Source organism: Microbacterium altimontanum, from assembly GCF_058349865.2.
Genome location: NZ_JBYRJB020000001.1, coordinates 202,562 through 221,191 on the forward strand (window position 1 = coordinate 202,562; position 18,630 = coordinate 221,191).

Annotated in this window: 16 protein-coding genes; 7 read left to right on the forward strand and 9 right to left on the reverse strand. The window is 70.7% G+C overall.

What is annotated here, in order from left to right; translation table 11 throughout:
• Nucleotides 1-250 precede the first annotated feature (250 nt).
• Nucleotides 251-835, forward strand: a complete 585-nt coding sequence (locus AC3RX1_RS00860; RefSeq protein ID WP_491499336.1) for a GNAT family N-acetyltransferase — start codon at nucleotides 251-253, stop codon at nucleotides 833-835.
• A gap of 201 nt (nucleotides 836-1,036) precedes the next feature.
• Here AC3RX1_RS00860 and AC3RX1_RS00865 read toward each other — a convergent pair whose 3' ends face one another.
• Nucleotides 1,037-2,926, reverse strand: coding sequence for a BglG family transcription antiterminator (locus AC3RX1_RS00865; protein ID WP_491499337.1), 1,890 nt, complete (start codon nucleotides 2,924-2,926; stop codon nucleotides 1,037-1,039).
• 253 nt (nucleotides 2,927-3,179) lie between these two features.
• Here AC3RX1_RS00865 and AC3RX1_RS00870 point away from each other — a divergent pair, with 253 nt between their 5' ends.
• The 6 genes from AC3RX1_RS00870 to AC3RX1_RS00895 all read left to right on the forward strand — a co-directional run bounded on the left by AC3RX1_RS00870 (nucleotide 3,180) and on the right by AC3RX1_RS00895 (nucleotide 8,965).
• The gene (locus AC3RX1_RS00870) at nucleotides 3,180-3,545 is read left to right on the forward strand and encodes a PTS sugar transporter subunit IIB (RefSeq protein ID WP_491499338.1); all 366 of its coding nucleotides are present in this window, start codon (nucleotides 3,180-3,182) and stop codon (nucleotides 3,543-3,545) included.
• The gene (locus tag AC3RX1_RS00875) at nucleotides 3,542-3,817 is read left to right on the forward strand and encodes an HPr family phosphocarrier protein (RefSeq protein WP_491499339.1); all 276 of its coding nucleotides are present in this window, start codon (nucleotides 3,542-3,544) and stop codon (nucleotides 3,815-3,817) included. The genes AC3RX1_RS00870 and AC3RX1_RS00875 overlap by 4 nt, the downstream gene beginning before the upstream one ends.
• A gap of 5 nt (nucleotides 3,818-3,822) precedes the next feature.
• Nucleotides 3,823-5,541: a phosphoenolpyruvate--protein phosphotransferase gene (gene ptsP, locus AC3RX1_RS00880; RefSeq protein ID WP_491499340.1), complete on the forward strand. Its 1,719-nt coding sequence runs from the start codon at nucleotides 3,823-3,825 to the stop codon at nucleotides 5,539-5,541.
• On the forward strand, nucleotides 5,538-7,202 hold the full coding sequence (locus AC3RX1_RS00885) for a PTS mannitol transporter subunit IIBC (RefSeq protein ID WP_491499341.1): 1,665 nt from the start codon (nucleotides 5,538-5,540) through the stop codon (nucleotides 7,200-7,202). The genes ptsP and AC3RX1_RS00885 overlap by 4 nt, the downstream gene beginning before the upstream one ends.
• A gap of 177 nt (nucleotides 7,203-7,379) precedes the next feature.
• Nucleotides 7,380-7,820 carry a PTS mannitol transporter subunit IIA gene (locus tag AC3RX1_RS00890; RefSeq protein ID WP_491499342.1) on the forward strand — a complete coding sequence of 147 codons (441 nt, stop codon included), beginning with the start codon at nucleotides 7,380-7,382 and terminating at the stop codon, nucleotides 7,818-7,820.
• Nucleotides 7,817-8,965, forward strand: a complete 1,149-nt coding sequence (locus AC3RX1_RS00895; RefSeq protein ID WP_491499343.1) for a mannitol-1-phosphate 5-dehydrogenase — start codon at nucleotides 7,817-7,819, stop codon at nucleotides 8,963-8,965. Before AC3RX1_RS00890 ends, AC3RX1_RS00895 begins: the two co-directional genes overlap by 4 nt.
• A 196-nt stretch (nucleotides 8,966-9,161) precedes the next feature.
• On the opposite strand, the gene AC3RX1_RS00900 is transcribed toward AC3RX1_RS00895, so the two are convergent.
• From AC3RX1_RS00900 to AC3RX1_RS00935, 8 genes are all read right to left on the reverse strand, one after another.
• Complete coding sequence (locus AC3RX1_RS00900; protein WP_491499344.1) at nucleotides 9,162-9,854, reverse strand: hypothetical protein; 693 nt, start codon at nucleotides 9,852-9,854, stop codon at nucleotides 9,162-9,164.
• 520 nt (nucleotides 9,855-10,374) lie between these two features.
• The gene (locus tag AC3RX1_RS00905; RefSeq protein WP_491499345.1) at nucleotides 10,375-11,364 is read right to left on the reverse strand and encodes an ABC transporter permease; all 990 of its coding nucleotides are present in this window, start codon (nucleotides 11,362-11,364) and stop codon (nucleotides 10,375-10,377) included.
• Nucleotides 11,361-12,296, reverse strand: coding sequence for an ABC transporter permease (locus AC3RX1_RS00910; protein WP_491499346.1), 936 nt, complete (start codon nucleotides 12,294-12,296; stop codon nucleotides 11,361-11,363). Before AC3RX1_RS00910 ends, AC3RX1_RS00905 begins: the two co-directional genes overlap by 4 nt.
• Nucleotides 12,293-13,960, reverse strand: coding sequence for a dipeptide ABC transporter ATP-binding protein (locus tag AC3RX1_RS00915; protein ID WP_491499620.1), 1,668 nt, complete (start codon nucleotides 13,958-13,960; stop codon nucleotides 12,293-12,295). Before AC3RX1_RS00915 ends, AC3RX1_RS00910 begins: the two co-directional genes overlap by 4 nt.
• 11 nt (nucleotides 13,961-13,971) lie before the next feature.
• The gene (locus AC3RX1_RS00920) at nucleotides 13,972-15,633 is read right to left on the reverse strand and encodes an ABC transporter substrate-binding protein (protein ID WP_491499347.1); all 1,662 of its coding nucleotides are present in this window, start codon (nucleotides 15,631-15,633) and stop codon (nucleotides 13,972-13,974) included.
• 152 nt (nucleotides 15,634-15,785) lie between these two features.
• A complete protein-coding gene (locus AC3RX1_RS00925) occupies nucleotides 15,786-16,901 on the reverse strand; it encodes an adenosine deaminase (protein ID WP_491499348.1) in 1,116 nt (371 codons plus the stop codon).
• A 36-nt stretch (nucleotides 16,902-16,937) separates the two neighbouring features.
• On the reverse strand, nucleotides 16,938-18,224 hold the full coding sequence (locus AC3RX1_RS00930; protein WP_491499349.1) for a thymidine phosphorylase: 1,287 nt from the start codon (nucleotides 18,222-18,224) through the stop codon (nucleotides 16,938-16,940).
• Nucleotides 18,221-18,619: a cytidine deaminase gene (locus AC3RX1_RS00935; protein ID WP_491499350.1), complete on the reverse strand. Its 399-nt coding sequence runs from the start codon at nucleotides 18,617-18,619 to the stop codon at nucleotides 18,221-18,223. Before AC3RX1_RS00935 ends, AC3RX1_RS00930 begins: the two co-directional genes overlap by 4 nt.
• Nucleotides 18,620-18,630 lie beyond the last annotated feature (11 nt).

Here is an 18,630-nt window from a genome sequence, read left to right on the forward strand (position 1 = left end):
CCGCGTTGCACCGGTTGACCGAGGGACAACTCGGCAAACCAAGGGACAACTCGGCCAACCAAGGGACAACTCGGCAAACCAAGGGACAACTCGGCCAACCAAGGGACAACTCGGCCAACCAAGGGACAACTCGGCCAACCGAGGGACAACTCGGCCAACCAAGGGACAACTCGGCGAACCAAGGGACAACTCGGCCAACCGAGGGACAACTCAGCGAACCGAGGGGCAACTCGGGGAATAGGCTCGGTCCGTGGACTTCGCCGAGCCGATCACCCTGGAGAACGCGTACGTGCGGCTCGAGCCGCTGAGCGCCGAGCACACCGACGACCTCCCACAGGCGGCTGCCGGACTCGAGGGAGCCTGGTACACGTCCATCCCGACGCCGGACGGCGTGCCGGACGAGATCGCGCAGCGGCTCGCGTGGCACGCCGAGGGGCACATGAACCCGTTCGCCGTACGCCGACTCTCGACCGGACGCGTCGTCGGCATGACGACGTTCTGCCACATCGACCAGCCGAACCGCCACGTCGAGATCGGCTACACGTGGATCTCCCCCGACTCGCACGGCACGGAGGTCAACCCGGCCGCGAAGCTGCTGCTGCTCGCGCACGCGTTCGAGCGGTGCGACGCGATCGCCGTCGAGTTCTGCACGCACTGGCACAACCGTCAGTCGCGGGCGGCGATCGAGCGCCTCGGGGCGAAGTTCGACGGCGTGCGTCGCAACGCCCGCATGATGCCCGACGGCTCGCTGCGCGACACCGTGATGTACTCGATCCTGCCGCACGAGTGGCCGGCCGTACGGATGGGCCTGCTCGCCCGACTCGAGCGCCACTGACCTTTCCGGTTCGGGGCGGATCGCTGCACGGAAGGCCGCAGGGAGCCGCCCCGGATGCAGAATCCCGCCCCGAACGCAGGGCACCCGTCGACCTCGCTGAGCCACCCGTTCGGGGCACGTCGCTGCACGGGAGGCCGCAGGAAGCCGCCCCGGACGCAGAAAAGCCGACCCGACGGGCCGGACGAGCCGCTCGACCGGGGCTCAGCCGTCGATCACGGCGACGAGCTCGTCGAGGAACGACGAGAAGTCGGTGCCGCGCCGAACGATGCGCTGCACCGAGTCGTGCTCGCTGAACACCTCGACCAGCTGCTCGAACACCGTCTGGAACGCCTCCCGGTCGGCTTCCGAGAACGCGACCATCGCCACGACCTGCACCCGCGTGTCGCCCCAGGCGATCGACGGATCGGCGATGCCCACCGCGATCACGGTGCGGGTCGCGGTCATCCCGATCGCATGCGGAACGGCCAGCGCATCCGTGAACGCCGTCGACGACAGCCGCTCCCGCTCGAGGGTCCGCTCGACGTAGTCGTCGTCGATCACGCCCTGCTCGACGAGCGTCACCCCGAGCGTGCGGATCGCGTCCTCGGCAGACTGGTCGCGCAGCTGCGGCACGAACGCCGCGGCATCGAAGTAGCGCTCGAGCTCCCGGCGCAGCCGCGCCAGACGCCGTGACCGGCGGATGCGGGATGCGGCGGCCTGCACGCGGTCGACGTCGGCCTCGGTGAGGAACGGCTGGATGCGCACCACCCGCTCCCCCGCGAGCGGGGCATCGATCGTGGTGAGCACGAGATCGGTGTCGATCGCGTCCCAGTCCGGGTCCATCCGCGACTCGAGTCCGACGACCTCGATCGCCTGCCCGAGCGACCGGTCGACGCTCGAGCGCAGCAGCTCGTGCAGTTCGTAGTAGCCGGGGCACACGATCGTCGCGGTGAGCAGCTGCTCGGCCCGGCGGCTCCGCTCGAGCCGCCCGCCCACGTGCATCGCGATGTACGCGATCTCGTCGTCCGGCACGGTGATCCCGAGCCGATCGCGCAGGCCGCTCGCGATCGACACTGCGATGTCGAAGATCATCGGATACGCCGACTTCAGCGACCGGGTGAGCGGATTGCGCGACCACGCCTCCTCCTCGGCCCGCTGTCTCAGGTTCTGCACGTGCATCGCCAGCCGCCGGATGAAGTCGTCGTGGACGATGTCGACGAGGAACTCCTCGGCCGCCTGGGTCACGAGGTCCCGCACCGTCTGCTCCACCTCGGGGTCCAGCGGTGGACGGGATGCGTCGGGCACGGCCGGTCCGGGAGTGACGAACCGGGTCAGCACGAGCGTCGCCAGGTGCTGTCGGTCGCCGGTTCCCAGCCGCACGCCGAGGTAGTCCGCGACGAGGTCGCCGAGCACGGCGCTGATCTCCTCGACCGCCGGCGCCGTGTCGGCGTGGGCGCCCTCGAGGGGCCTGCCCTGGGCGACCCGGTCGGCGGCGATCGCGATGTGCATCAGGACGTCGGCGATGCCGAGCTCGTTGACGAAGTACCCGCGCCGGCCGATCTCGGCGCGCAGCGCCGCCTCGAAGGGCCCGAACGCGTCGGCGCCGGGCGAGTCGTCGCCGAGGGCACGCCGCAGCGCCCGCGGATCGAAGCCGCCCGCCTCCGTCTCCTCGTGCACGAGGCGGCTCAGCAGCCGGCGCTGCGCGCCTTCGGTGCCGCTGAGCTGCGCCCGCGCAGCCGAGCGCTCGAGCACGAGCGACGTTCCGCCGAGAAGCCCCCGCACGCGCGCCAGGTCGGCTTCGAGCGTGGCATCCGAGACGTGCAGCGCGTCGGCCGTCGCATGCACATCGATGCCGTCGGGGGCGTCGAGCAGCCGGCGCACGAGCCGGTGAAGGCGATCGCGCGGGGTCCCGGCATCCGGATCCACCCGCAGCGCGAGCGCGCCGTCGGTCCCGGCCCGGTAGCCCAGGGGCCCCGACTCGACGGCCGATCCCGCCCCGACCCGCGCATTCAGCGCGGTGACGTACGAACGCACGCTGCGCGGGGTGACGCCGAGCACATCGGCGAGGCGTGCGGCGGTGACCCAGTCGCCGTCGCGCACGAGCAGCGCCATCAGGCGATCCTGTCGTGCCCTCGTCACCGCCGACCTCCCTGTTGTGGCTGGCCCCAGTCAACCATGCCCCCGGCGGCGGACGGCCGGGCGCCGCTCGCGTTTCCGTGCGACGGGGCGCCGCGGGGGTTTCGGTGCGGTGGAGCGCCGCGCGAGCTCTCGTGCAGCGGAGCTGCGGGGTTTCCGCCCCTGCGGAAACAGATCTGGTTGCCGCCGGCAGAACCGCCTCGCCAGAATGACGGCAGGAGGACGGTCGATGAGGATCATCGTGATGTGCGCGGCGGGCGCGTCGAGCACCTTCGTCGCACAGCGGCTGCGCGGCGCGATCGCCGAGAGTGGCCGCGCGGACACGGCACAGGCGGTTCCGCTGTCCTCCATGCCGGGATGCCTCGACGACGCCGACGTCCTCCTCATCGGTCCGCATCTTGCCGCCCAGGCCGAGGCCATCACACGGGAGGCCGCCGCACACGGGGTGGCAGTGGCGGTGCTCCCGGCCGACATCTTCGGCGATCGCGACGGCCACCGGGCGCTGCAGGCCGCGGCCGACGCCGGCGCCGGTGCCGGAGGCCCCATCGAACCGGTACGCATCCCGCTCACGCACGACGAGAGGAACGAGAGATGACACAGGCGACGAGGACGGTCCGGATCGGATCGGCGCACGGGCTGCACGCCCGCCCCGCCAAGCTCTTCGCACAGGCGGCGAAGGAGGCCGGCATCCCGGTGACGGTCGCGAAGGGCGACGCCAAGCCGGTCAACGCCGCCAGCATCCTCGGCGTGATCTCGCTCGGCGTCGAACAGGGCGACGAGGTCACGCTCACCGCCGACGGCGACGGCGCCGAGGGCGTGCTCGACACGCTCGCCGACCTGCTGACCACCGACCACGACGCGCAGTGACCGACATGGGCACGATCAGCGGCGTGGGAATCGGGATGGGCATCGCCCAGGGCCCGGTCGCGCGCATGGCCGACCCGCTTCCCGCGCCGGTCGACGAAGCGAGCACGCGCACCACCGACGAGGAGACCGCACGCGTGCACGAGGCGCTCGCGGCGGTCGCCCGCGAGCTCACCGAACGCGGCGAGAAGGCCGGCGGGCTCGCCCAGGAGGTTCTCGAGGCGCAGGCGATGATGGCCGAGGATCCGTCGCTCGCCGACGAGATCGACGCCCGCATCGCCCAGGGCAAGACCGGGGAGTGGGCGGTGCACGACGCGTTCGCCTCGTTCCGCGACACCCTCACCGCGATGGGCGGCTACCTCGGCGAGCGCGCCGCCGATCTCGACGACGTCGCCCAGCGGGTCCGCGCATCGCTCGGCGGCCTGCCCGCGCCGGGCGTGCCAGAGCCGGGCCATCCGTTCGTCCTCGTCGCGCGCGACCTCGCGCCCGCCGACACCGCGCTGCTCGACCTCGACAGCGTTCTCGCCCTCGTCACCACCGACGGCGGCCCGACCTCGCACACCGCGATCCTCGCCCGCGAGAAGTCGATCGTCGCCGTCGTGGGCGCGCGTGACGCCGCAGAACTGGCCGACGGCCAGACGGTGATCGTGGATGCCGCGGCCGGCGCTGTAATCACCGAACCGAGCGCCGAGCAGCTGGCCGACGCCGAGCGCCGGGTCGCGGAGCGTGCGGCGGCAGCGGCGGCCCCCCTCGCGCCCGGCGCGCTCAAGGACGGCACGGCGGTGCCCCTGCTCGCGAATCTCGGCAAGCCGGGCGACGCCGAGGCGGCACGCGCGCTCGGCGCCGAGGGCGTCGGTCTGTTCCGCACCGAGTTCCTGTTCCTGAGCGCGGACGAGGCGCCGTCCGTCGCGGCGCAGCAGGCGGAGTACGAACAGCTGCTCGCCGGGTTCGCCGGAACGAAGGTCGTCGTGCGGCTGCTGGATGCCGGCGCCGACAAGCCGCTGAAGTTCCTGAACGACGCCGAAGAGGAGAATCCCGCCCTCGGCGTGCGAGGCCTTCGGGCGCTGCGGGCGCGGGAGAACATCCTCCGCGACCAGCTCACGGCGCTCGCCCAGGCCGACGCCGCCACCCGCGAACGCGGCGAGGGCGCCGACCTCTGGGTCATGGCGCCGATGGTCGCCACCGTCGAGGAGACCCGCTACTTCACCGACCTCGCGCACGAGCACGGCATCGCCACCGCGGGCGTCATGATCGAGATCCCCGCGGCGGCCCTGCTCGCCGACCTGGTGCTCGCCGAGGCCGACTTCGCCTCGATCGGCACGAACGACCTCACGCAGTACACGATGGCCGCCGATCGCGTGCTGGGATCGGTGGCCGGATACCAGGATCCGTGGCATCCCGCGGTGCTGCGCCTCGTGCACGACGTGGGCGCGGCCGGCGGCTCGCTGCGCAAGCCCGTCGGCATCTGCGGCGAGGCCGCCGCCGACGCGCTCCTCGCGCTCGTGCTCGTCGGCCTCGGCGCGACGAGCCTGTCGATGGCGCCCGCGGCGCTCGCTGACGTGCGCGCCCTGCTCGCCCAGCACACACTCGACGACGCTCGACGCGTCGCACAGGCAGCCCTGGCCGCGGAGGACGCGGCCTCGGCGCGCGCGGCCGCCCGGGCCGCCGCATCCTCCCCCGACGACGGCGCGAGCCGTCGCACCCAAGAGAAAGAGACACGGCAATGACAACGGCGTCCGTTCCCGCAACGCAGAGGGGTGGGGCACGAGTCCACATCCAGCGTTTCGGCACCTTCCTGTCCGGCATGATCATGCCGAACATCGCGGCGTTCATCGCCTGGGGATTCATCACCGCGTTCTTCATCACCACCGGATGGCTCGGATGGTGGAGCCCGGTCGCGCCGATCCTCGGCGGCTGGGGCAACGCGAACGAGGTCGGCTGGCAGCACGCGATGACCCAACTGGCCCAGGCCGCAGAGGGCGGGGCGACGTTCCCGCAGTACGTCGGCCTGGTCTCCCCGATGATCACCTACCTGCTCCCGCTGCTGATCGCGAACACCGGCGGCCGGATGGTCTACGGCGAGCGCGGCGGCGTCGTCGCGTCGATCGCGACGGTGGGTGTGATCGTCGGCACGACCATCCCGATGTTCCTCGGCGCGATGGTCATGGGACCGCTCGCGGCCCTGCTGACCAAGTGGATGGACCGGATCTGGGACGGCAAGATCAAGCCCGGGTTCGAGATGCTGGTGAACAACTTCTCGGCCGGCGGCCTCGGCATGATCCTCGCCGCACTCGGGTTCTTCGTGTTCGGACCGGTCATGACCTGGCTGAGCAACGGCCTCGGCGCGATCGTCGACTTCCTCGTCGCGCACGGCGTGCTGCCGCTGCTGTCGATCATCGTCGAGCCCGCGAAGATCCTGTTTCTGAACAACGCGATCAACCACGGCGTGTTCACGCCGATCGGCACGCAGCAGGCGCTGGAGTTCGGCCGCTCGATCCTGTTCCTCGTCGAGGCGAACCCCGGCCCGGGTCTCGGCATCCTGCTGGCCTTCACGTTCTTCGGGGTCGGGACCGCGCGTGCGTCGGCACCGGGTGCGATCATCATCCAGTTCCTCGGCGGCATCCACGAGATCTACTTCCCGTACGTGCTGATGAAGCCGATCCTCGTGATCGCGGCCATCGCGGGCGGGATGACGGGCGTCGCCACCAACGCGATCTTCGGCAGCGGCCTTCGCGCGCCCGCGGCGCCGGGATCGATCATCGCCGTGCTCATCCAGACCTCGAGCGACAGCAACTTCGGGCCCGGATGGGGATACGTCGGGGTGGTCCTCTCGGTGATCCTGGCGGCGCTCGTGTCGTTCCTCGTGTCGGCGCTGTTCCTGCTGCGCACGCGGAAGCGCGACCTCGCCACGGAGGGTGCCGGCGACCTGTCGGCCGCCATCGCACAGACCGAGGCGAACAAGGGCAAGTCGTCCGATGCCCTGGCCGGGCTGCGCGCGTCTGCCACGAGCACCGCTGCGGCGACGGGCACCACCGTGCCCGACGAGGTGACGGCCGGTGGTGTGGCCGCCGGGGCGGTCCTCACCGGCAAGCGCGTCGACAACGTCGTGTTCGCCTGCGACGCCGGAATGGGGTCGTCGGCGATGGGCGCGAGCGTGCTGCGCAACAAGATGAAGAAGGCGGGTGTGGAGGGCGTGACGGTCGTCAACAAGGCCATCGCGAACCTCGACGACTCGGCCGATCTGATCATCACGCAGAACCAGCTCACGGACCGCGCACGGCAGAAGGCGCCGGACGCGATCCACGTGTCGGTGGACAATTTCATGAACTCGCCGAAGTACGACGAGGTCGTCGACCTGGTGCGCGAGCAGCACCGGTCGCAGGAGTAACCGAGACCGCCGCGGGGTCGGGCAGGCGCGATGCCCCCGATCCCGCGGCCCTTCGGCTCTCGGCCGCGGCATCCGTTCCGACCATGGGGTTCGAGACGATCGAGGGCCGACCCCCTGGATCCGGGCGTCGGGTCGAGACATCCGGTTCGGCAACAACGACAGGACAGGAGAACGGACATGGCACGCGAAGTCCTCGCCCTCGGGCAGGTGCGCATCCACGCGGCGAGCGCGACGCAGGAGGAGGCGATGAAAGAGGCCGCCGACATCCTCGAGGCTGCGGGCGCCGTCACCGGCGCCTACTTCGACGCGATGCAGCAGCGCGAGCAGACCGTGTCGACGTACATGGGCAACGAGCTGGCGATCCCGCACGGCACGAACGAGACGAAGGATGCCATCCTCGACTCGGCGCTGTCGTTCGTCCGGTACGACGGCGGCGTCGACTGGGGCGGGGAACCCGTCACGTTCGTCGTGGGAATCGCCGGCAAGGGCGACGAGCACCTGGAGATCCTCTCGCAGATCGCCATCCTGTTCTCCGATGACGACGAGGTCGCCCGGCTGAAGGCGGCGACGACGCCGGAAGACCTCTTCGCCCTGCTGTCGAGCGTCAACGAATCATGAAGGCCGTGCACTTCGGCGCCGGCAACATCGGGCGCGGATTCGTCGGGCTGCTCCTGCACGAGGGGGGTTACGAGCTCGTGTTCTCTGATGTCGCAGCCGGCCTGGTCGACGCGATCAACGCCGTCGACTCCTATGTCGTGCACGAGGTCGGCACCCAGGGGCGGGATGTCGAGGTCACCGGGTTCCGCGCGATCAACAGCGCCGAGAACCCGGATGCCGTGGCCGACGAGGTCGCGACGGCAGAGGTCGTGACGACCGCGGTCGGGCCGACCATCCTGCGCTTCGTCGCACCGCTCGTGCTGGAGGGGCTCCGGCGCCGCTCGCCGGACGCACCGCCGCTGCAGGTCATGGCGTGCGAGAACGCGATCGGGGCGACCGACGTGCTGCGCGACGAGATCGAGGCGGCCGCCGGAGACGACTGGTCGACGCTCGCCGGGCGGGCGGTGTTCGCGAACACCGCGGTCGACCGGATCGTGCCCGGCCAGCCGGAGGGCGGCGGCGTCGACGTCACCGTGGAGCCGTTCTACGAGTGGGCGATCGAGCGCCCGCCGTTCGGCGAGAACCCGCCGCACATCCCCGGCGCGCACTTCGTGCCGGAGCTCGCGCCGTACATCGAGCGGAAGCTGTTCACCGTGAACACGGGCCACGCTGCGACCGCGTACTTCGGCGCGCGGGCCGGGGTGGAGCGCATCTCCGACGCGCTCGCCGTTCCGGAGATCGAGGCGGCCGTCGCGGCGGCGCTCGAGGAGACGTCGGCGCTCCTCACCGCGAAGCACGGGCTCGACCCGGCCGAGCTGGCGGAGTACCGCGCGACGATCCTGGAGCGGTTCCGCAACCCGGCGCTGCCTGACACGGTGTGGCGGGTGGGACGCCAGCCGCTGCGCAAGCTCTCGCGGCACGAGCGGTTCATCGGCCCGGCGGCGGCCGCGGCCGAGCAGGGGCTCGCCGTCGACGCGCTGCTGGCGGCGGTCGCGGCGGCGCTGGAGTTCGCCGATCCCGAGGACGTGCAGGCCGTCGACCTGCAGCGCATGCTGCGCGAGCAGGACGCCGACGACTTCACTGCCGAGGTGACCGGCCTCGAGCCGTCCGACCCGCTCTACCCCCGGGTGCGCGAGGTGGTGGTGGCCCGTCAGGCCGCGCTGTAGGCCGGGCAGGCTCTGGTCGCGTCTGCGGTGCGTCCGCTGGCTGGCGCGCGTCGGTCGATTCACCGGAGGGATGCGTCGGCCGGCCGGCCGGATTGGGGCGGCTTTCTGTGCCAGCGTGTGCAGGGAACCGCCCCGAATGCATGGATCCGCCCCAAACCGGGGAGTGGCCGCCCAGCAGAAGGGACAGCGTCGCATTTCACGACACGCTCGGCGGGACGATGCCGAACGCCGCGAGCCGACGTCCCAGCGTCTCGGCGGTGCGAAGATGGGCCCATCCCCACCGCGCGAATCGACGCTGCGTCGTTCCGCGGATCCAGTCCTCACGTTGCTTCTCCGCGTCGAACACCTGCGCCGTCGTGCGCCCGTCGAGCATCTTCCCGTCGATGTACTTGATGGTGCCGTCGAATTCACCCAGGCCCTCGGCTTCCACGTCGTCGAAAGCGAAGTCGACCCAGTACCACTGACCCTGCGGCCCTCGGACGCCCACTTGCAATCGCACCCGCGTGAAGCCGAGTTCAGCGATCCGAATCCGGCTGATGCTCTCGCCCGGCAGCTGTGCGCGGCCATCGGCGAATTCCAGAACGCGCTCGGCACGCCGCGCTCCGTGCGCAGACCTGTGCGCGATTGCGCGCGCAGCGCTTCGGAATTCCTCAGCGCGGTCGCTCAGATACACACCGTTACGGGGAACCGACATGCGGCGGAAGGCTGCATCCGCCGTCACGATGGCCTGTTCCGCTGTCGCCGTTCTTGCCATATCAGCCACCGTTCGCGCTAGCGTCGTGCAGTGAAGCCCCTGCACGACGACAACGTCTTCCGGCGACAGTTCTCCACGGTGTCGCACGGTGCCCATGGCGGCACCCGGACGTGTCGTGCTGACGATGATGTGCACCCGGTCTGGGTCGCTCCGATACAGCGGCAGACCGTGGATCGCCGCCGCTGTCTCGTGCGAGAAGACGACGTCGCCCGCCGAGATGAGCTGCAGTGCTCGGGCCCTCGCCACGACCCGCTCCTCGGGCGTTGTGGCACGCCAATCATCCGCTGGCGTGTAGACGCCGGCTCTTAACCGCACGAGTGCGTCGGGGGAGCCGTCGGCACGATACGCGCCCCGATGGGAGCGCACGACACCCATGTTGCTGCTGAGGAGGATCCGTGAGCTCGCCATCACCATAGCCTGCAGACGCCCAAGCTGCCTCGGTCACCGTCAACCTGATCTGTGGGAAGTCAATCACTACGGCGCCATCCTCTCGACCTGGGGAGGCGCCGATCAGCGCCGCCAGTCGACGTTCGGGGCGGATCTCTGCATAACACCCCGCACAGATCCGCCCCGAACGCAGAGGAGCGCCCCAAACCGAGCGGAGTGGATGGTCAAGACGGGCGGCTCGAGCGCGACGACGGGTCGGCCGGGCGGGTCAGGCGGCCTTGACCCGAGGGTCGACGAAGCCGTACAGCAGGTCGACGACGAAGTTCGCGAAGACGATGAGGAACGCCGAGAACAGCGTGAACCCGATCACGAGCTGCAGGTCCACGGTGTGCACGCCGTCGATGAGCAGCGCCCCGAGGCCCTGCATCGAGAACACCTTCTCGGCGATCACCGTGCCGCCGAGAAGCCCGCCGAGGTCGAGGCCGAAGATCGTCACGACCGGGATGATGGCGTTGCGCAGACCGTGCCGCATCACGACGCGACTCTCGCGCAGCCCCTTGGCCCGTGCCGTGCGGATGTAGTCCTGCCCCATCGTCTCGATCATCTCGCCACGGGTCAGCCGGGCGTAGATCGCGGCACTGATGAACGCCAGAGTGCACCACGGCAGCACGAGATGCAGAAACCACTGCACCGGGTCCTCGGTGAACGGCACATACCCTCCGGTGGGCAGCCACTGCAGCGTGAAGCCGAAGAGCAGGATGGCCAGCAGCCCGACCAGGTAGCTCGGCGCCGACACGCCGGCGATGGCCCCGGTCATGACCGTGCGGTCGATCCACGTCCCGCGCCGCAGCCCCGAGACGACTCCCCCGGCCACGCCGATGAGCAGCCACAGCACCGCCGCCCCGACGGCGATCGACGCCGACACCGGGAAGCGCGACGCGATCAACTCCGTCACCGACGCGTTCTGCTGGAACGAGTAGCCGAAGCAGGGCGCGTCGCACACCACCGCGGCATCCCCCGACCCGAAGGTCCGGCCCGCGACGATCCCCCACAGGAAGTCGCCGAGCTGCTGCCACCACGGCAGGTTGGTGCCCATGAACTCCTTCGCACGCTCGAGGTTCTCGGGCGTGCAGGGCTTGCCGCAGCTCAGCTGCGCGGGGTTGGTGGGAAGCAGATAGAACACGGCGAACGAGATCACCGCGACCACGACCAGCACGATGATCATGCCCGCCAGGCGTTGCAGCACGAACCGGGTCATCGGGTCGCCCCCTTCGGATCGAGCGCGTCGCGCAGCCCGTCGCCGAGGACGTTGAACGCCAGCGTGATGAGGAACAGCGCTGCACCGGGGAACACGAGGTACAGGGGCGTGATCTGCACCCAGCCCACGGCCTCGCCGATCGTGCGGCCCCAGCTCGGCGTCGGCGGCGGAACGCCCACGCCGAGGAACGACAGCGCCGCCTCGAATCCGATCATCGACGGGACCATGATCGTCGTGTAGACGATGATGGTCGCGCTCACGTTCGGCAGCACCTGCGTGAACGCCACCCGCCACCCACCGGCGCCCATCGCGGTCGACGCGGTGACGAACGCGCGCTCGCGCAGCGACAGCACCTGGCCGCGCACGACACGGGAGATCGACGGCCAGCCGAAGAACCCGATGATGAGGATCATGAACAGCGGCCGCGGAAAGGCCGTCGGCACGATCGCCGTCAACGCGATCATGAACACCAGCACCGGGAAGCCGAACATCACGTCGACGACGCGGCTCGCGAGCTTGTCGTACCACCCACCGAAGAAGCCGGTCGTGACGCCGACGAGCACGCCGATCAGCACCGAGAGCACCGTCGCGCTGATGCCGACGAGCAGCGAGATGCGCGCGCCGTACACGACGATCGAGAACAGGTCGCGTCCGGTGAGCGGCTCGACGCCGAACCAGTGCGTGGGGCTGATCCCACCGCCCCAGCCGATCGGGGCGCCGGAGTCGTCGAGACGGTCGAGATGGTAGGTGTACGGGTTCTGGCCGGTGATGCCGGCGAGCGCCGGGGCGAACACCGCTGCCAGCACGAAGATCACGATGATGACCGCCCCCGCGCACGCCCACGGGTCGCGCAGCACGGAGCGTGCGATGTGCCGGAAGCCGGTGCGCCGCGACGGGATGCCCGTGCCCTCGATCGTGTTCGCCGTGGTCATGCGACGGCCTCCGCATCCGTCAGCAGCCGGAACGCCCTGCGGCGCTCACGCTGCACCACGGGGTCGGCCACGGGGGCCGCGGCCAGCAGCCGCTGCGTGTACGGGTCGGCGGGGTGCGCGAGGATCTCGCGGGCCGGTCCGGCCTCGACGATGCGGCCGGCCCGCATGACGGCGACGTCGTGCGCCACCTCCTGCACGACGGCGAGGTCGTGGCTGATGAACAGCGAGGCGAAGCCGAACTCGTGCTGCAGCTCGACGAACAGCTGCAGCACCTGCGCCTGCACCGACACGTCGAGCGCGCTCGTGGGCTCGTCGGCGATCAGCAGCACCGGGCGCAGGGCGATGGCGCGCGCGATCGCGACGCGCTGACGTTGCCCGCCCGACAGCTCGTGCGGGTAGCGCTCCGCGAACGACGCGGGAAGACGCACGGCGTCGAGCAGCTCCGCGACCCGCGCTCGCTGCCGCTCGGGCGACAGCTCCCCCTGCAGCCGCAACGGCTCGGCGATGGCGCGGCCGATCGTCGAGCGCGGGTTGATCGACGAGGCCGGGTCCTGGAACACGTACCCGATCCCCCGCCGCACCCGGCGCAGGGTGCGACGGGATGCCGTGGCGAGGTCGACTCCACCGACCACCACGGAGCCCGACGCGACCGGCACGAGGCCGGCGAGCGCCCGGCCCAGCGTCGACTTGCCCGATCCCGACTCGCCGACGAGTCCGAACGTGCGGCCCGCGTCGATCGTGAAGCTCGCGTCCTCGACGGCGTGCACCGTGCGGCGGCCCCAGCCGGTCGCGCCGTACACGATCGAGGCGTCCCGGACGGCGACGACGGATGCGGCGGCCCCGCCGCCGTCCCCCGGCAGCTGCTCGCTCCGGTCGAGGCGCGGCACGGCGCTCAGCAGCTCACGCGTGTAGGCGGCCTGCGGTGCCCGGAACAGCGTCTCGGCGTCGGCCCGCTCCACCACGGCGCCGGCGCGCATCACGACGACGTCGTCGGCGATGTCGGCGACGACGCCCATGTCGTGCGTGATCAGCAGCACCGCCACGCCGCGCTCGTCGCAGAGCCGGCGGATGAGGTCGAGGATTCCGGCCTGCACCGTCACGTCCAGTGCCGTGGTCGGCTCGTCGGCGATCAGCACGGCCGGGTCGCACGAGATCGCCATCGCGATCATCGCGCGCTGCAGCTGCCCGCCGCTGAGCTCGTGCGGATGCGAGCGCGCCACGCGGTCGACGTCGCGGATCCCCACGGCGGCCAGCAGCTCGCGCACCCGCTCCTGGACATGGCCGCGGGGCATCCGGGTGTGCGCGGTGAGCGCCTCGGCGATCTGCCACTCGATCGTGTAGACCGGGTCGAACGCGTTCATCGGCTCCTGGAAGATCGTGCCGATCCTCCCACCGCGCACGGCGCGCAGGGTCGCCGCCGACGCGCCGACGAGCTCCTCTCCGTTCAGGCGGATGCTGCCGCCCACACGCGCCGTCGAGGGCAGCAGTCCCAGCACCGACATCGCCGTGACGGACTTGCCCGAGCCCGACTCGCCGACGAGCGCCAGGACGCGGCCCGGATACAGGTCGAAGCCCACACCGTCGACGACGGTGCGGGCGGCCGCACGGGTGTCGGTGCTGTCGGCGAATGCGATGTGCACCGCATCCGCCGACAGCACCGGCATGTTCTCGTCCGTCACTGCTTGAGCGTGACCGTGAGGTAGTTCGGATAGGCGGGGAACGAGGCGACGAAGAAGTTCTCCACGTCGCTGCCGCGCAGGAACGACTGCTTCGAGTAGGTGAGCGGCACGACCGGCGCATCCTGCATGATGCGCTTGTCGGCCTGTGCCCACAGGGCCTGCGCCTTCTCCTGGTCGACCTCCGCCGTGGCCTGGGCGATCAGCTTGTCGACGTCGGGGTTCGAGTAGCGGGCGAGGTTGTATCCGCCGCCGCCGATCTGGCTCGAGTCGAACAGCGGCTGGATGTTGCCGTTCGCGCTCGGGAAGTCAGGCTGCCATCCGCCGAGAATCAGGTCGTAGTCGGGGTTGTCGCCGGTCGCGTCGGTGTACATCGTGTTGACGTCGAGCGGCTTGATCGTGACCTTGATGCCGGCGCGCTCGATGCCCTGCTGCAGGGCCTGCGCCTGCGCCTGGCTGGAGCTGTCGTTGGCGGCCCACAGGACGAGGGACAGGTCGGATGCGTGGCCGGCCTCGCTCAGCAGCTGCTTGGCCTTCGCGACGTCGCCGTCATCGCCGGCGGGATACAGGTCGTACTCCTGGCGGCCCGGGATGCCGGGGGTGATGAGCGTCGTCGCGCGGATGGCGGCCTGGCTTCCGCCCTGCGCGATGATGAACGCCTTCGGGTCGACGGCGTACTCGATCGCCTGACGCACCTTGAGGTCCTTCAGCGCGCCGCGCTGGGTGTTCATCGCGAGGTAGTTGATCGGGCCGGCGTCACTCGTGGCGAGACGCTTCTTGGCGTCGGGGTTCTTGTTCACGAGGTTGAGCTCGGCGGCGCCGAGGTAGGTCGCGAGGAACGACGTCTTCGCGCTTCCTGCGTCGCTGACCAGCGTCTGCGTGCTGGTCGAGACATCCTGGCTCTCCTTGAACACGATCTTGTCGGGACCCGCGGTGCGCACGGGGTCGGTGCTCTTGTCCCAGTTCGTGTTGCGCACGAGCTCGAGCGCGGTGCCCTGCTTGTTCGACGAGACCTTGTAGGGCCCCGTCGCGATCGGGTTCTCGCCGTACGTCTGCGGGTTGTCCTTGGCCTTCGGCACCGGCGCGAACGCGGGCATCGACGCGATCCACGGCCAGTCGCCGTACGACGAGTTCAGGTGGAAGACGATGGTCTTGTCGTCGGGGGTGGAGATCGAGGCGAGGTCGCCGCCGGAGTAGGGGCCCTTGTAGTCGGCGGCGCCGACCAGCAGGGACTTGTGGTAGCCGAGACCGCCCGACAGCTCGGGCGCGAACGAACGCTCCACGCCGTACTTGATGTCCTTCGAGGTGATGGGGGTGCCGTCGGCGAACTTCAGCCCGTCCTTGAGCGTGTAGGTCCACGTCTTGCCGTCGTCGGACGCCGTGCCGGTGTCGGTGGCGAGGTCGGGCACGACCTTGGCCGGCTGGCCCTCCTTGATGTCCCAGGTCGTGAGGCGCCGCTCGATGAGACCGAGGGTCGTGATCGCGAGGTTCTGGCTCTTCGCCGGATCGAGGTTGATCTGCGTCGCCGAGGTGAGGATCGTCAGCGTGCCGCCCTTCTCGCCCGTGGTGGCTGCGCCTCCTCCGCCGCCGCCCGAGCAGGCGGTCAAAGCGAGTGTCGCTGCGGCTGCCACGGCGATCGCCGCGGTGACGTGTCGTCTCATGTGTCCTCTTTCGTCCGGTAGATACCAGCGTGGCACCGTTTGCCGGTATTCCCGCATCCGTCCGAAACCCAGTGTCACGGGAAGCGGGCAAACAGCGCGGAAGAAGGCGGCGGATGCGTCGCCGCCGTCATGCGGCGAGAGTGTGGATGCCGTCAGCCGCCGAAGCCGGCGGCGACCACCTCGATGAGCTCCTCGCGCTCCTCGACCGGGAGGAAGGCGCCGGCCGCAGCGTTGAGCTGGAACGCCTCGAGGTCGTCGAGCCCGTAGTCGAATGTCTCGGCCAGGAGCGCGAGCTCGCGAGTGAGCGAGGTGCGGCTCATCGTGCGGTTGTCGACGTTCACCGTGACGGCGAATCCCAGCTGGTAGAGCAGGTCGAACGGATGGTCGGCCAGCTCCGTGCCCCACGCCGCGATCGCACCGGTCTGCAGGTTCGACGACGGCGACAGCTCGAGCGGGATCTCCCGGTCGCGCACCCACCGCGCGAGGTCGCCGAAGCGCACCTGCACGTCGTCGCCGTCGCGGCCGGCGAACTCGAGGTCGGATGCGATGCGCACGCCGTGGCCGAGCCGCAGCGCGCGCCCGTCGAGGAGCGCCGAGCGGATCGAGTCGAGCCCTGCTGCCTCCCCCGCGTGCACCGTGGCCGGGAAGAACTGCGACGCGAGGTAGTCGAACGCGTCGCGGTGCCGCGACGGCGGGAACCCGTCCTCGGGGCCGGCGATGTCGAATCCGACGGCACCCCGGTCGCGCCACGACACGGCGAGCTTCGCGATCTCGAGCGACCGGTCGGTGTGCCGCATCGCGGTGATGAGCTGACCGACGCGGATGTCGTGCCCGGCGGAGGCCGCCGCATCCTCGCCCTGCTCGAGGCCCTCCTGCACGGCCGCCACCGTGTCGTCGAGGCTGAGGCCGCCGGCCAGATGCTGCTCGGGGGCCCAGCGGACTTCGCCGTACACGACGCCGTCGGCGACGAGGTCCTCTACGAAGTCGCGGGCCACGCGCGTCAGGCCCTCCCGGGTCTGCATCACCGCGATCGTGAGATCGAACGTCTTGAGGTACTCGACGAGCGACCCGGAGTCGCTCTGCCGGGCGAACCAGTCGCCGAGGGCCGCCGCGTCGGTCTCTGGAAGGGCGACGCCGGCGGCGTCGGCGAGCTCGACGATCGTGGCGGGCCGCACCCCACCGTCGAGGTGGTCGTGCAGCGACACCTTCGGCAGGCTCCGCAGCGAGACGCCGTCGACGCGCGCGTCGCCGTTCTGGTCGATGGGCATGTGGGGCTCCCTACGAGGTGTGCGGAAACGGATGGCTCAGCCGGTGATGCGCTCACGCACGATCGGCACGGCGGCCGGGGCTTCCGCCCCGATGCGCCACGCGCCCTCGAGCGCCTGCAGCGCACGGGGGAAGCGGGTCTCGTCGTCGGCCGACAGGGTGAACAGCGGCTGGCCGCTGGCAACGGTATCACCCGGCTTCACGTGCAGGTCGATGCCTGCGGCGTGCACCACCGGGTCCTGCGGCCGGGCCCGGCCGGCGCCGAGCCGCCAGGCGGCGATGCCGAAGTCCCACGCATCCATCCGCTGCACGACGCCGTCGGCGTCGGCGGTCACGGTGTGCGTCTCGCGCGGGGTCGGCAGGGCGCCGTCGGGGTCGCCGTCCTGCGCGGCGATCATGCGGCGCCACACGTCCATCGCGCGGCCGTCGGCGAGGGCGGCCTCGACGTCGACGTCGGTCTTGCCGGCAAGGGCCAGCATCTCCCGGGCAAGCGTCGCCGTCAGCTCGACGACGTCGGAAGGGCCGCCGCCGGCGAGCACCTCGACCGACTCGCGCACCTCGTTCGCGTTGCCGATCGCGGACCCGAGCGGAGTGTCCATGTCGGTGATGAGCGCCGTGGTGGCGACGCCGGAGTCGGTGCCGAGCTGCACCATCGTGCGGGCCAGCTCGCGCGCCTTGTCGATGTCGCGCATGAACGCGCCGGTGCCGACCTTGACGTCGAGCACGAGCGCCTCGGTCCCCTCCGCGATCTTCTTCGACATGATGCTCGAGGCGATGAGCGGCACCGCCTCCACCGTGGCGGTCACATCGCGCAGCGCGTACAGCCGCTTGTCGGCGGGCGCGAGGCCCGATCCTGCCGCGCAGATCACGGCGCCCAGGTCGCGTAGCTGGGCGAGCATCTCGTCGTTCGACAGCGCCGCACGCCAGCCGGGGATCGACTCGAGCTTGTCGAGCGTGCCGCCGGTGTGTCCGAGCCCGCGACCCGACAGTTGCGGAACCGCCACGCCGAACGTCGCCACGAGCGGCGCGAGCGGCAGCGTGATCTTGTCGCCGACCCCTCCCGTGGAGTGCTTGTCGACCGTGCGCTTGCCGAGACCCGCGAAGCTCATCCGCTCCCCCGACGCGATCATCGCGTCGGTGAGCACCCGGATCTCGTCGCGCTCCATGCCGTTCAGCAGCACCGCCATCGCGAACGCCGCCATCTGCGCGTCGGTGACGTACTCGCGGGTGTACGCGTCGACCATCCAGCGCAGCGCATCCTCGCTCAGGCCGGTCTTGTCGCGCTGCGCGCGGATGACATCGACCGCGTCAAAAGGCTCAGTCACCGCACGGTCTCCAGATCGCGTGGGCCCCACGCATCCGGCAGCACCTCGTCGATGGAGCGGATGCCGGAGACGGTGTCGAGCAGCATGCCCGGCACCGCGTGCTCGAACAGCAGCTGACGGCAGCGGCCGCACGGCATGATCGTCGCGCCGTCGCCGTCCACGCACACGAAGGCGACGAGCTGGCCGCCGCCCGAGCGGTGCAGCTCGGAGACGAGCCCGCACTCGGCGCACAGGGTGAGCCCGTACGACGCGTTCTCGACGTTGCAGCCCGACACGATGCGCCCGTCGGTCGCGAGCGCCGCCGCCCCGACGCGGTAGCGCGAGTACGGCACGTACGCGCGCTCGGACGCCAGACGCGCCTCGGCGTGCAGCGCATCCCAGTCGATGTCAGTCACGGTCCTTCTTC